11 protein-coding genes are annotated in these 13,454 nt (G+C 67.8%); 3 read left to right on the plus strand and 8 right to left on the minus strand.

The genetic code is table 11. The features are described 5' to 3' along the window. Nucleotides 1-8: 8 nt before the first annotated feature. The 8 genes from C1706_RS10485 to C1706_RS10520 all read right to left on the minus strand — a co-directional run bounded on the left by C1706_RS10485 (nucleotide 9) and on the right by C1706_RS10520 (nucleotide 9,859). On the minus strand, nucleotides 9-767 hold the full coding sequence (locus C1706_RS10485; RefSeq protein ID WP_129459200.1) for an iron ABC transporter ATP-binding protein: 759 nt from the start codon (nucleotides 765-767) through the stop codon (nucleotides 9-11). Continuing rightward, entirely contained in the window at nucleotides 764-1,822 is a 1,059-nt protein-coding gene (locus tag C1706_RS10490; RefSeq protein ID WP_129459201.1) for an iron chelate uptake ABC transporter family permease subunit, read from the minus strand. Before C1706_RS10490 ends, C1706_RS10485 begins: the two co-directional genes overlap by 4 nt. Nucleotides 1,823-1,827: 5 nt before the next feature. Then, nucleotides 1,828-2,760 carry an ABC transporter permease gene (locus tag C1706_RS10495; protein WP_241653537.1) on the minus strand — a complete coding sequence of 311 codons (933 nt, stop codon included), beginning with the start codon at nucleotides 2,758-2,760 and terminating at the stop codon, nucleotides 1,828-1,830. A 115-nt stretch (nucleotides 2,761-2,875) separates the two neighbouring features. Further along, nucleotides 2,876-3,862: a siderophore ABC transporter substrate-binding protein gene (locus tag C1706_RS10500; RefSeq protein WP_129459203.1), complete on the minus strand. Its 987-nt coding sequence runs from the start codon at nucleotides 3,860-3,862 to the stop codon at nucleotides 2,876-2,878. 122 nt (nucleotides 3,863-3,984) lie between these two features. Further along, entirely contained in the window at nucleotides 3,985-5,550 is a 1,566-nt protein-coding gene (gene cydC / locus C1706_RS10505) for a thiol reductant ABC exporter subunit CydC (RefSeq protein ID WP_129459204.1), read from the minus strand. Beyond that, nucleotides 5,547-7,130 carry a thiol reductant ABC exporter subunit CydD gene (gene cydD, locus C1706_RS10510; RefSeq protein ID WP_129459329.1) on the minus strand — a complete coding sequence of 528 codons (1,584 nt, stop codon included), beginning with the start codon at nucleotides 7,128-7,130 and terminating at the stop codon, nucleotides 5,547-5,549. The genes cydC and cydD overlap by 4 nt, the downstream gene beginning before the upstream one ends. Before the next feature lie 153 nt (nucleotides 7,131-7,283). Continuing rightward, complete coding sequence (gene cydB / locus C1706_RS10515; RefSeq protein WP_129459205.1) at nucleotides 7,284-8,345, minus strand: cytochrome d ubiquinol oxidase subunit II; 1,062 nt, start codon at nucleotides 8,343-8,345, stop codon at nucleotides 7,284-7,286. 17 nt (nucleotides 8,346-8,362) lie between these two features. Then, entirely contained in the window at nucleotides 8,363-9,859 is a 1,497-nt protein-coding gene (locus tag C1706_RS10520) for a cytochrome ubiquinol oxidase subunit I (protein ID WP_129459206.1), read from the minus strand. A 105-nt stretch (nucleotides 9,860-9,964) separates the two neighbouring features. On the opposite strand from C1706_RS10520, the gene C1706_RS10525 reads away from it, so the two are divergent. The 3 genes from C1706_RS10525 (at nucleotide 9,965) to C1706_RS10535 (ending at nucleotide 13,432) form a co-directional block, all read left to right on the plus strand. Continuing rightward, on the plus strand, nucleotides 9,965-10,294 hold the full coding sequence (locus tag C1706_RS10525) for a BlaI/MecI/CopY family transcriptional regulator (protein ID WP_129459207.1): 330 nt from the start codon (nucleotides 9,965-9,967) through the stop codon (nucleotides 10,292-10,294). 112 nt (nucleotides 10,295-10,406) lie between these two features. Next, nucleotides 10,407-11,165: a VIT1/CCC1 transporter family protein gene (locus C1706_RS10530; RefSeq protein ID WP_206661088.1), complete on the plus strand. Its 759-nt coding sequence runs from the start codon at nucleotides 10,407-10,409 to the stop codon at nucleotides 11,163-11,165. A gap of 50 nt (nucleotides 11,166-11,215) precedes the next feature. After that, nucleotides 11,216-13,432, plus strand: coding sequence for a glycoside hydrolase family 3 C-terminal domain-containing protein (locus C1706_RS10535; protein ID WP_129459208.1), 2,217 nt, complete (start codon nucleotides 11,216-11,218; stop codon nucleotides 13,430-13,432). The last annotated feature ends 22 nt before the right edge of the window (nucleotides 13,433-13,454 follow it).

The following is a 13,454-nucleotide window of genomic DNA, read 5'->3' on the forward strand; positions in this document are numbered from 1 at the left end:
GAGCCCGCTCAGAAGTAGATCGCGACCGGGCGGCCGTTCGGGCCGGGGATGACGGTGATGTCGGTGTTGAACAAGGTGCTCAGGACGCCGTCGCGCATGATGGCGCTTGGGGGACCGAACTCGGCGATCGCCCCGTCCTTCATGGCGCAGATGTAGTCGGCGTAGGCGGCGGCGAAGTTGATGTCGTGGAGCACCACGATGATCGTGCGGTCGAACTCGGCGGCGGCGGCGCGCAGGTGCCGCATCATCGTCACGGAGTGGGCGATGTCGAGGTTGTTCAGCGGCTCGTCCAAGAGGACGTAGTCGGTTTCTTGGCACAGGACCATCGCCACGTAGGCGCGCTGGCGTTGCCCGCCTGAGAGCTCATCGAGGTAGCGGGTTTCCAGTTCGCGCAGGTCGAGGAAGTCGATGTAGCGGCTGATGATCGCCTCGTCGTCGCGGTTGAGGCGACCTTGGCTGTAGGGGAAGCGCCCGAACCCGACGAGTTGGCGCACGGTCAGCCGGGTGATGAAGTGATTCTCTTGCCGCAGGATCGAGACGATCGTCGCGAGATCGCGCGACTTGGTGGAGGCCACGTCGTATCCGGCGATGGTGATGCTGCCCTCGTCCATGCCCAGCAGCCGGCCGATCATCGTCAGCATCGTGGACTTCCCGGCGCCGTTCGGGCCGACGAGCGCGGTGATGCCGCCGGAGGGGATCTCCAGGTCGACCGGGCCGATGGAGACCTCGCTGCTGTACCGCTTGAGGACTTTGCTGAGCTGGATCACAGGCGCCCTTTCTTCATAATGACGATCAAGAAGACGGTGCCGCCCACCAGTTCGATGATGATCGAGACCACGCCAGATCCGTAGAAGATGAAGTTCATCACGAAGTAGGCCGCGCTCAAGACGACGAACCCGATGAGGGCTGCGACGGGGAACAGATAGCGATGGTCGTAGGTGTCGGCCACCTGGTAGGCCAGGGTCGCCACAAGGAACCCCAGGAACGTCAGGGGCCCCACCAAGGCCGTCGAGGTGGCGATGAGCGCCGAGGTCGCGATGAGCACGATGATCGTCATGCGCCGATGGGGGACGCCGAGGTTGATGGCGGCCTCGCGGCCCAGACTGAGGGTGTTCAGCGAGCGGGAGGTGAACCACAACACCCCACCCGCGATGACGATGAGGGGGATCGCGACGGGGAAGTAGACGGGGTTGGCGTTGGAGACCGACCCGAACATGCGCGCGCTCAGCACGTCGAACTCGCTGGGGGTCAACAGCCGTTGCATGAAGGAGGACACCGAGCCGAGCCCGCCGCCGATGACCACACCGATCAGCAGCATCACCTGCAGGTTCGCGTAGCGGCCCGACAGCAGCCAGCCGTACAGAGCGCAGGCCAGCCCCATCATGACGCCGACCTGGAACACGAAGGCGGTGAGCCCGGTGAAGGAGACCAGCCCTGCGAGGCCGAAGAGGTACACCGAGGTGGTTTGGATGGCCCGGTACAGCGACTCAAAGCCCATGATCGACGGGGTCAGGATGCGGTTGTTCGTCACCGTCTGGAACGCCACCGTCGCCATCGCCTGGCACAGGGCGACCAACGCCATGACGAAGACGGCCAGCGAGCGGTGCTGGGCGATGATCCAAAAACCGCGAGTCCCCAGCGGCATCGGGTTGGCCCAGGCGATCAGCCCGAACCCGAGCAGCAGGGAACCGGCGATCAGGCAGGACACCCACACCCAGTAGCGGCGTCGGGCGGCGGCGGTGGCGAAGGAGCCGGAGCGACGCTCCCCTCCCCGGGCGTCCGCCCCGGTGGTCGTGGGGGTACTCAACGTTGCAGTGTGCATGGGCTTCACCTCGATCCGCGGCGGCGTTGGCGCAGAAGGAGCCCGATGAAGACGGCGGCCCCCACGATCCCCAGGATCAAGGAGACGGGGACCTCGAAGGGCATGATGATCGTCCGGGCGAGAATGTCGCAGGCGGTGACCACGCCGATGCCGAGCAGGGCGACCCAGGGCAGGTTGCTGCGCAGGTCGTCGCCGCGGAGCATCGAGACGATGTTGGGCACGATGAGGCCCAGGAAGGGCAGATTCCCCACGACCACCGTGACGACGCCGGTCGCGATGGCGATGAGCCCGGTCCCCAGCATGACGATGCGGTGATAGTTCAGCCCGACGTTGGTGGCGATGTCCTCGCCGAGCCCGGCGACGGTGAGCCGGTCGGCGACGAGGAAGATGGCGATCACGACCAGAGCCACGATCCACAAGACTTCGTATTGGCCCTCGATAGCTCCGACGAAGCTGCCCGCGAACCACACCCCGAGGCTTTGCAGCGTGTTGGTCTGGAGGGCGACGAAGGTCGAGATCGAGCCGACGACGGCGCCCAGCATGATCCCCACGAGGGGGACGATGAGCGAGGAGCGGAGGGTGACCCGGCGCAGGAACGCGAAGAACACCATGGTGCCGAGGAACGCGAAGAGGACCGCGCCGACCATCCGTACCAGCAGGGGAGGGTTCGGGAAGGCGATCATCGTCGCGAGCAACCCCAGGCCAGCCCATTCGGTCGTTCCGGTCGTGGTCGGCTCGACGAACCGGTTCTGCGTGAGCAACTGCATCACCAGACCCGACATGGCCATGGCCGCCCCGGCGAGCACCAGCGCGATGGTCCGGGGGACGCGTGTGATCAGGAACATCTGCCAGCCGTCGGCTGATCCGAGGACGTCGTAGACGCCCACGAACAGGGACGCGACGAGCAGCGCGGCGACGACGAGGACGCCGAGCAGCACGCGGGGATCGAACAGCCGAGACCTCGCGCGGGGGGCGCGAGGTCCGGCGGTGGTGAGGCCCGTCATCGGGGCGTGGGGGTGGTCGAGGATCGATCCGCCTCAGGGCGTGGGGGGATCACTTCGCAGCGGCGAATCGGGTGGCCAGGTTCTCGAAGAAGGTGGTGTAGGTCTGGATGCCCTCGTTGAGGTAGGTGTCCGGTGCCATGTAGATGATCTGGCCCTTGGCGACGGCAGGCACATTGGCGAGGGCCTTGGAGTCTTCCAGCACCTTGGCGGCCGGGACGTAGGTGGGGTCGGAAGCCTTGATGGCGGCGTCGCGGTCCATGACCAAGATCCAGTCGGGGTTGGCGGCCGCGATGGTTTCCACCGAGATGTCGTCGCCTTGGTGGTTGTTGCTGGCCCCGGCCACATCCAGGGCGTGCGTCAGGCCCAGGAGATCAAAGACCGGCCCGAGGGTGCGCCCGACCGTGGGGGCGATGTAGCCGATCTTGCCGCCGGAGGTGTTGACCGCGACGACCTTCTGGCTGGGGTTGTAGGCGGCCTTGGCGGCGGCGATGGAGGAGTCGAGCTTGGCGTTCAGCGCGGTCGCCTCCGTCTCCTTGCCGAAGATCGTGCCCAGCGTCGTCGTCTGCCGCTTCAGCTCGGCGTCCAGCGGCTGGCCCTCGCGGGGATCCAGCAGGACCTGGGCGGCGCCCGGGGCGCGGGAGGCGATGTCGTCGTACTTTGCGGAGAAGCGCTGGCCGGTGATGATGAGGTCGGGCTCGGCGGCGGTGATGAGTTCCATCTTGGGTTCCATGTGGTTACCCAGATCGACGATGGAGTCGTCCTTGGCGTACTTGTTCGTCGACGGCATGAGCGCGCGTGCCGCAGCCTTGGGCTTGATGTCCCAGTCGGCGAGGGTCTGGAAGGTGCGGTTGTCGAGCGCGACCACGGCGGTGGGGGGAGTCTTGACGGTGACGTTGCCCTTGTTGTCGCTCACCGTCACCGTGCCCTGTGAGGCAGAGGGTGAGTTTGCCGGGGCGGCAGGGGCGCTCGCACAGCCGGTGAGGAGGAGGGTGAGGGCTGCGGCAGGGGCCAGCAGACGTCCGACGAGGCGGTTCATGGATCTCCCAACAATCAGGTTTAGGGTTGCCTTAGTTAGGTTTACCTAAACATGATTCGGGAGGGTGGTGCAAGCGAGGTTGCCTATTAGGTGTCTCATCTGTTGCGTAAATGGCTCGCAGCTCAGCCGAGCGCCAACTCGCGATCGCACCGGGCGCGGACGCCCGGGTCGTGCGTGATGACCAGCAGCGGCGATCCGGACGCGTGGGCCCAGATGTCGTCGAGCAGTGCGTGAGCGGTCTCCGCGTCCAGATGCTCGGTCGGCTCGTCCAGCACGAGGATCTGGTAATCGCCCACGACAAGCCGCGACAGCGCCAGGCGACGCTCCTCACCGCCCGAAAGGGACGCTCCCAGTTCGCCGACCGCACGGCGCGGATCGACATCGAGCCGGACGCGCGCCAAGGCATCGCGCACGCGCGCCTCATCGGCGGTCTTGTCGCCGATCATGACGTTCTCCGCGACCGAGGTCGAGAAGATGTGGGCGTCCTGGGCTAGGTAGCCGATGCGCCCGCGCGTCTCCACGCGGCCCGCCACCGGCGGGATCAGCCCCAGCAGCGTGGCGGCTAGCGTCGTCTTGCCGATACCGGAGGGACCCACGATCGCCAGGGACTCCCCGGCACCCACCTCGAAGGACAAGCCGGAACGCAACGGTGCGGCGTCCGGCCACCCGATCGTCAGGTCCCGGACGCTCACCGACGGCGTCTCGGCGGTGGGGGAGGCGTCCAGGTCGCCGCGGCCGATGGGGGCGGCGGCGAGGATCTCGGATACCCGGGCCAGGGCGACGCGAGCGCGCGTGTGCGTCTGGGCGGCCTTGGTGAAGTCGGAGAACACCTCGTGGAGGGCCAGCGGTAGCAGCGTCAAGACGGCGAGCATGGTGTGGTCGAGCGCGCCCGCGCGAACCTGGGCGGTCCCGATGGCCAGCGTCGCCATCACGGACGCCCCTGCGGCTAGCGTCTGGATCGCCGTGGCCAGTCCCCGCGTCCAGGCGGCTCGCTGTTCGAAGCGACGCAGGGCGTCGTCGGCGCTCGCCACCCGGGCAAGGGCCCGATCCTGCGCCCCGTAGGCCACCAAGTCCAGGGCGGTGCGACCCACCTCGTGGACGGCGTCGGCGAGGTCCCCGCGCCCGGCGATGGCCGCCTCGTCCGCGCGGGCGGAGAACCGGGCCGCCAGCCACGGGGCGAGTACCCCCGCGATCAGCGCGCTGATCAGCAAGGCCAGCGCAGCGGGCCACGAGAAGACCGCGACGATCACCGAGGTGGCCAGCAGGACGAACAGCCCGGACGCGAACGGGATCGCGACCCGAACGACGGCGTCCAAGACGGCGTCGACGTCGGCCACGACCCGCGTGAGGAGATCCCCACGGCGCCGCCCCAGCAGGGTCGTCTTTGCCAGGGATCGGTAGGTCTCCACGCGCAAGACGGACTGCAGCCTCAACCCCAGATCGTGCCCGACGAGCCGCTCGGTGTAGCGGGCGACGCCCCGGCTGAGACCGAAGGCGCGCACCAAGACGGCCGCCGCAGTGAGATACATCACGGGCGGGTGTTCGGCGGCCCGCGAAAGCAGCCACCCGGACACCCCCATGAGAGCCACCGAACTCAACGAGGCGGCCGCAGCCAAGGCGAGCGCCAGCAGGAAACGTCCCCATCCGCGGGGGACCGAGCCGATCAGGCGGCGCACCAAGACGCTCACGCAGGGCTCCCTTCGTGATGGACGCCGATGGGCACGACGCGGTCCGCCTCGGCGAGGACGGCGGGACGATGGGAGACCACCACGACGGTGACGCCGCTGCCGCGCAGGCTGCGCAACAGGGTCGCCTCGGCCGTGGCGTCCAGGCCTGCCGTGGGTTCGTCCAGCAGCAGGAACCGTGCGCCCGCGTCGATGCGCAGCAATGCCCGGGCGGTGGCCACGCGCCGCCGTTCACCCGCCGAGAGCCCCTCGCCGTCGTCGCCGACAAGGCGGGAGGCGTCCAGGTCGGGGGCACCCGCGCGGCGCAAGGCGTCCGCGATGCGGCCCGGGTCGGCGGACGGGTCACCCAGAGCGACGTTGTCGGCGATCGTGCCGCTGATCATGCCGGGCTCTTGGCCCACAAATGCGATGGTGTCGCGCTCGGGTAGCCGCACCTCTCCCTCGCTGGGCTGGAGGAAGCCCATGAGCGTGTTGACCACGGTCGTCTTGCCACCCCCCGAGGGCCCGACCAGGGCTACGAACTCGCCCGGGGTGATGGTGAGGTCCACCCCCGTCACGGCAGGGGACGCCGCGCCGGGGTAGGTGTGACTGAGCCCGCGGAGGTCGACCACGGCCTCGGAGGTGGTGCCGGGGCGTGGCGCATCGGGCTTCGTCGGGGAGGCGTCGATCATCGCGAAGGCCTGATCGGCGGCCGCCATGCCGTCGGCGGCATCGTGGTAGTGGACGCCGACCTGACGGACGGGCAGAAACACCTCCGGCGCAAGGATGAGGACGAACAGGGCCGTGGTGAGGTCCAAGCCCCCCTCGACGACGCGGAAACCCACCGTGACCGCCACGACGGCCACCGACAACGTGGCGAGCAGTTCGAGAACGAACGCGGACAGGAAGGACACACGCAGGGTGCTCATGGTCTCGGAGCGGTTGGCGTCCTCGGAGCGGGTCAGGCCGGTCTCCTGCGCGCGTGCACGTCCGAAGACCTGCAGGGTCGGCAGCCCCGCGACCAGGTCTGCGAAATGATGGGCGAGGCGCTGCTGAGTGCGCCACCGTTGGCGGGTGCGCCCCTCGGTCGTCCACCCGACGAGCGCCATGAAGAGTGGGATGAGCGGCAGCGTCACGGCGACGATGATCGCGGAGGTGAGGTCGGCGGTCGCGATCGCGACCCCGGTGATGAGCGGCACCGTGCAGGCCAACGCCAGTTGCGGCAGGTACTTGGAGTAGAACCCGTCCAAGGCGTCCAGGCCGACCGTGGTCAGGTTGACCAGGCCCGCGGTCGAGGTGCGATCGGCGAGGGGGTCGGCCAGCCGGGCGGCGACGATATCGCGGCGCAACTGCGACTTCACGGCGGCGGCAGCACGGTGGGCCATGAGGCTGTTGAGCCAGCTCAATGCCGCCTTGGCGGCGAAGATCCCGCCCAGGGCCAGCAGCGCGGGCAGGAGGTCGGGCCACTGCCCGCTGCCTGGCGTCGGCGCCAGATAGTTCACCCCAGGTGCGGCGGCGAAGACGTCGGCGATGGTCACCGCCAGCACGCGGGCCTGGGCGACGGTGAGGGCTGCGACGACACAACCGATGAGGACTCCGGCGATGAGATAGCCGCGGGTGGCCGCGGCTCGCTTCACCAGGCGCGGATCGATCGGGCCCCGGCGCGGCGCGGCACCTTCGACCTCTGGGGGTGCCGAAGGGGCGGCGCCGCTGCCGACGCCGCCCCTTCGGGATTCGTGTACTGACACCCAGACAGGCTACGCGGCGGCGACCACGTCGTCGGGGATGTTCTTGGTGCTGATGCGCTTGCGGAACACCCACACCGACCAGGCCTGGTAGGCGAGCACGATCGGCACGAAGACCACTGCGGCGCCGGTCATGATCGTCAAGGTCAGATCGGTGGAGGCAGCGCTCACGCGGTCCAGCGGAATGCCGCTGCCCGAGTTGACGAAGCCGAGGTTCGGCCACATCCGAGCGAAGATCCACACGGCGACCGCGAGGATCGCGACGGTCGTAGCAGCGAACGCCCACCCATCGCGGCTCTTGCTCATGGCGAACCACGAAACGATCAGCGCGACAGCCGCCACCGCGGTGAGCAGCCAGCCGACGATGCCGAAGCCGTAGGCGATGTTGGCCCAGACCAGGTAGATCGCCCCCCCGACGATGGCCGCCAGCCCGATCTTGACCGAGACGGCCTTGGCGCGATCGTGGACGACACCGGAGGACTTCAGCGTCAGGAAGTTGGCGCCGTGGAACAGGAACAGCACCACCAGCACCACGCCGCCCAGCAGGGCGAACGGGCTGAACAGGCTCCAGAAACCGCCGGTGAAGACGTGCAGGTGGTTGCTGCCCTCGGCCAGCGCCACCGGCATCCCGATGATGAAGTTGGCGAACCCGACGCCGAACACCAGCGACACCACGAACGAGCCGATGCAGGCCATCCAGTCGAAGGCGTTGCGCCAGCGGGCGTCGGGGTGCTTGGCGCGGTACTCGAACGAGACGCCGCGGATGATCAGCCCGACCAGGATCAGGAACAGCGGGATGTAGAGCCCCGAGAACAAGGTGGCGTACCAGCCGGGGAAGGCCGCGAACATCGCGCCGCCGGCCGTCAGCAGCCACACCTCGTTGCCGTCCCACAGGGGGCCGATGGTGTTGACGATGACCCGCCGCTCCTTCTCGTTCTTGCCGAGGAAGGGGAGCAGCATGGCCACGCCGTAGTCGTAGCCCTCCAGGACCAGGTAACCGATCCATAGAACGGCGATGAGGCAGTACCAGACCACCTGCAGGGTGGTGGGTTCCGCCGCGAGAAGCGTCAGCATATCAGTCGTCCTGCCTCTCAGTACGCGAAGGAGAGGACGTCGTCCTCACCCTTGATCTCGACGGGGGCGACCTCGGCCGGCAGGCCGGGCTTGGCGTAGCGGATCATCAGCCCGACCTCGACGACCGCCAGGGCGCCGTAGATGAGGGTGAACAGCACCATGGTGGCGAACACCTGGCCCGTGCCGACGCCCGGGGACACCGCGGACGCCGTGGGCAGCACGCCGGCCACGATCCAGGGCTGGCGGCCCATCTCGGTGAAGATCCAGCCGGCGGAGTTGCCGAACAGCGGCGCCAGCACCACGGCGAGCATGGCCAGCGTCCACCAGCGGCTCTCCTTGGGCAGGTGCCCCTTGCGCAGCCGCAGCAGCGTGGCGATGCCGACGGCCATGGAGATGAGTCCCAGCGTGATCATGAGGCGGAACGTCCAGTAGCTGACCGGGATGTTCGGGACGAAGTCGTTGATGCCGATCGTCGCGAGCTTTTCGGCGTAGGCCTGCTGCAGGTGGTTGTTGGGATTGACGAGCGCGCCCTCCCGGTAGGCCTGCTGCAGGTTGTTGATGCCCTGGATCTCGGCGTACGGGTCGTTCTTGGCCAGGAAGCCCAGCACGCCCGGCACCGTGATCTCGAAGATCGGACGCGAACCGTCCAGGCTGCCGATGGTCAGCAGCGAGAAGGGCGCCATCTCGCCGTCGCCGCCCGCGGTCTCGTAGAGCGCCTCGGCCGCGGCCATCTTCATGGGCTGGACCTGGTACATGACCTTGCCCTGGAAGTCGCCGGAGATGACGACCAGCGCGCCGGCCACGATGAGGAACCAGGCGGCGAGCTTGGCCGACCACCGGAAGGCCTCGACGTCGGCGTCCTGCTTCTCGGTGCGGTTGGGCTTGTTCAGCTTGGCCAGGTGCCAGAACGAGATGGCCAGCACCAGGCCCCCGCCGGTCATGTAGGCCGCGGCGATGGTGTGGGGGAAGGTCACCAGGAACACCGGGTTGGTGAGCAGCGCCATGAAGTCGGTCATCTCGGCGCGGTCGGTGAGAGGGTTGTAGGTGGCGCCCACCGGGTTCTGCATGAAGCTGTTGGCCGCGAGGATGAAGATCGCGGACAGCACCGTCCCGATCGACGCCAGCCAGATGCAGGCGAGGTGGACCTTCTTGGGCAGGCGGTCCCAGCCGAAGATCCACAGGCCGAGGAACGTGGACTCGAGGAAGAACGCGAGCAGCGCCTCGAGCGCGAGCGGCGCGCCGAAGATGTCACCCACGAAGCGGGAGTACTCCGACCAGTTCATCCCGAACTGGAACTCCTGGACGATGCCGGTGACGACACCCATCGCGAAGTTGATCAGGAAGAGCTTGCCGAAAAACTTGGTCAGGCGGAGGTACTTGTCAGCACCCGTGCGGACCCACATGGTCTGCATGATGGCCACGAGCAGAGACATCGAGATCGTGACCGGCACGAAGAAGTAGTGGTAGACCGTCGTGATGCCAAACTGCCATCGGGCGATCGTTTCTGGACTCATGCGCGTGAGGGTACTACCCCTTGTCGTAGCCCTCCAAAACGTTCACGGCGCGCCAATCTACTACTTAGTGTCGTAGCGAGACGCGAGTGTGGATATCATTACGACATGCCGATCCTCGGGGACCTCGAACACGCGGTGATGGACGTGCTGTGGGCGCGCAAGGCTCCGACTCCTGTGCGAGACGTCCACGACGAGCTCGCCCAGCATCGAGAGATCGCCTACACCACGGTCATGACGGTTTTGGATCGCCTGGCGAAGAAGGGTGTCGTGCTGCGCCGCCTCGATGGCCGGGCCTGGTTGTACGAACCCGCGCGTAGCCGCCTGGATCTCTACGTCGCGACGGTGGAGGAAGCGCTGGCCTCCCTCGAACCGCAGGAGCGCACCCAGGTGTTGCGCACCCTGCTCGACGGCGCGCTCGCCGCGTCCACGAAATAGCGAATCAGGCATATTCATGGGCCGCCATTGGCGACACCGGGTCGGAGAAACCCCTAGCAGGCAAGCCTTTCCTTCGTTGCGCGGGCAGCGAAATCGACGCATTATCGAGTCCATGACCACCCCGGCGACTCGTGGCGCGACGATGCCCGAGAAGGCGCCCGTAGCCGCGTCCCCGCACCCTGAGGATGCCGGAGATTCTCAGGCGGCCCTGCTCAATAAGCTTCGCGCCGCCGTGTTGGGGGCCAACGACGGTATTATCTCCACCGCTGGCCTCGTGATGGGCGTGGCGGGGGCCACGACCAACCTGCTCGCTTTGGCCACCGCCGGAATCGCGGGGCTGGTCGCGGGGGCGCTGTCGATGGCCGCAGGGGAATACGTTTCGGTGTCTGCCCAACGCGATTCCGAGCGGGCCCTCCTGGCTAAGGAATCGCACGAACTCGCCACCATGCCGGAGGAGGAATTGGCCGAGCTTGCCGATCTCCTGCAACGTAAAGGCATCAGTGAGGACGTCGCCAAGACGGCGGCGCAGCAGTTGATGGACCACGACGCGCTGGGCGCGCACGCCGACCTGGAGCTGGGCATCGACCAGCACGATCTGGTGTCCCCGTGGGCGGCGGCGATCTCCTCGCTGTTCTCGTTCTCGATCGGCGCCCTGATCCCCCTTCTCGCGATGCTCTTGGCGCCCGCCGATATCCGGGTCGGCGCCACCGTCGCGTCGGTGTTGCTCGCCTTGTTCGTGACCGGCTTCGTGTCCGCGCGCGTCGGCGGCGCCCCAGTCCTTCCCGCCATTGTGCGCAACATCCTGGGTGGGTTCTTGGCGATGGCGGTCACGTTCGGCATCGGCACTCTGGTGGGCACGCAACTCGGCTGATTCCCCCGCCTCCGCGTGGGAGGATGACGTTTACCCACGAAGGAGGAACGATGGCGTTCGACGTCGACCATGTCCTGGCCGAGGCCACCACTGAGGAGTTGGCTGCCCTGGTCTGCGGGAGCGGATCCTGGCACACCACCGGTATCCCACGGTTGGGGGTGCCTCCTCTCCGGTTGGCGGACGGCCCCCATGGGCTCCGGGTCACGGAGCAACTCCTCACGCAGGCCGTGCCTGCCACGTGCTTCCCGACGGCCGCGGGGCTCGGCTCGTCCTGGAATCCGGCGCTACTCAAGCGGGTCGGTGAAGCCTTGGCCCATGAAGCCATCGCGTTGGGTGTCGACGTGGTGCTGGGCCCCGGCCTCAACATCAAGCGCTCGCCACTGTGCGGACGCAACTTCGAATACTTCAGCGAGGATCCGCTGCTGTCAGGGACCCTGTCTGCTGCGCTGGTCTACGGCTTGCAAAGCAACGGTGTGGGCGGCTGCCTGAAGCACTTTGCCGTCAACAATCAAGAGACCGACCGGATGCGCGTGGACGCAGTCGTCGCCGAACGGACGCTGCGTGAGATCTACCTGGCAGGGTTCCAGCGGGCGGTGACCGCGGCGGCGCCGTGGATGGTGATGTGCTCCTACAACCGCGTCAACGGGACGCTGGCGTCGCAGAACTCCTGGCTGCTGACCGACGTGCTGCGCGGTGACTGGGACTACTCGGGAGTGGTGGTGTCTGACTGGGGTGCCGTTTACGACCGGATCGCCGCGTTGATCGCGGGCCTCGATCTGGAGATGCCCCAGGCACAGGGCCGGGCCGAGGCCGTCGCGGCCGCCGTTGAGGCGGGTGAGTTGAGCCGTGAGGTGCTGGAGGTGGCCGCAGAGCGCCTCCTCGCGCTCACCGACAAGGCGGCGTCCGCTGTGCGTCCCGCGGGCAAGATCGGTCATCACGACCTGGCGCGGCAAGCGGCCCTGGAGTCGATGGTGCTGCTCCGCAATGACGGTGTGCTGCCGCTGGCACCCCAGGCGAAGGTGGCGTTGATCGGCGCGTTCGCCGCGACGCCGCGCTATCAGGGCAGCGGTAGCTCGAAGGTGAATCCTCGGGAACTGGATCGCCTCCTGGACACGCTGTCGGCTCGCTGTGACGTCACCTATGCGCCCGGCTTCCGGTTGAGTGGGGAACTCGACGATGACCTGATCGACGAGGCCCTGCTCGCCGCAGAGGATGCCGAGGTGATCGTGGCCTGCCTCGGGCTGCCCGATGCTGAGGAAGCCGAAGGCTTCGACCGAACCCACATGCGGATCCCCGAGAACCAGCGCGCCCTCGTGGCGAGCCTGTCGGAGGCGGGAAAGCCCGTGGTCGTCGTGCTGTCCAACGGTGCCGCCGTGGAGGTCGCGGACTGGGTTGAGGAGACCAGCGCGCTCCTGGAGGCCTGGCTGGGCGGCGAGGCGGGGGCGCTCGCGCTGGCTCAGGTCCTCACCGGCGAGGCAGAGCCGTCCGGTCGACTCACCGAGACTCTCGGCTTGCGTCTGGAGGACTACCCCAGCGCGCTGATGTTCCCCGGCGAGAGCGGCCAGGTGATGTACGGGGAGGGCGTCCTCGTCGGCTATCGCGGGTTCGACGCGCTCGAACGCGAGGTCGCCTTCCCGTTCGGGTTCGGGCTGGGTTACACCACGTTCCGCTACGACAGCCTCACCCTGACCGATACCGGATCGGTGGTGACGCGAGATCTGCGCGTCGCGGTGTCTGTGACGCTCACCAACACGGGGGAGCGCGCGGGTGCCGAGGTCGTCCAGGTGTACGTGCGCAACGCGCCCGCGTCGGTGAGCCGCCCCGTGCGGGAACTCCGCGGCTACACCAAGGTGTGGCTGGAGCCTGGCGAGACCCGCACGGTCATCGTCGGGCTGGGCATCGACGCCTTCGCGTTCTGGTCGACCCCGCACGAGCGGTTCGTCGTCGAGAGTGGCGTCTACGCGATCGAGGCGGGTCCCCACAGTCGGGATCTCCCGCTGTCGGGCGGGTTGCGCCTCGATGTGCCTCGCTTGCCCTCGGCATTGCACGACGAATCGACGATCGCCGAGTGGTTCGCCGATACCGAGGCGATGGAGGCGCTGCAAGCCCGGGCGGTGGCGCGCACCGGTGAGCGCTTCGCCTTGAGCGAGCAGATGTACACGGTGGTGGCGGGCCAACCGCTGCGCCGGTTTGCGATGTTCCCCGGAGGCGTCCTGACCGCCGAGGACGTCGACGCGGTGCTGGCCGAGTACGGCCGCAGCGTCTAGGCGATGCTCTGCCCTCGGCGCT

This window comes from Propioniciclava flava (assembly GCF_004126535.1).
Classification (GTDB): domain Bacteria; phylum Actinomycetota; class Actinomycetes; order Propionibacteriales; family Propionibacteriaceae; genus Propioniciclava; species Propioniciclava flava.

Excerpts from the sequence above, each read along its gene's own strand:
- C1706_RS10525 (WP_129459207.1), top strand. The coding sequence starts at position 9,965 with ATGCCGATCCTCGGGGACCTCGAACACGCGGTGATGGACGTGCTGTGG.
- C1706_RS10530 (WP_206661088.1), top strand. The coding sequence starts at position 10,407 with ATGACCACCCCGGCGACTCGTGGCGCGACGATGCCCGAGAAGGCGCCC.
- cydB (WP_129459205.1), bottom strand. The coding sequence starts at position 8,345 with ATGCTGACGCTTCTCGCGGCGGAACCCACCACCCTGCAGGTGGTCTGG.
- C1706_RS10520 (WP_129459206.1), bottom strand. The coding sequence starts at position 9,859 with ATGAGTCCAGAAACGATCGCCCGATGGCAGTTTGGCATCACGACGGTC.
- C1706_RS10490 (WP_129459201.1), bottom strand. The coding sequence starts at position 1,822 with ATGCACACTGCAACGTTGAGTACCCCCACGACCACCGGGGCGGACGCC.
- C1706_RS10500 (WP_129459203.1), bottom strand. The coding sequence starts at position 3,862 with ATGAACCGCCTCGTCGGACGTCTGCTGGCCCCTGCCGCAGCCCTCACC.
- C1706_RS10535 (WP_129459208.1), top strand. The coding sequence starts at position 11,216 with ATGGCGTTCGACGTCGACCATGTCCTGGCCGAGGCCACCACTGAGGAG.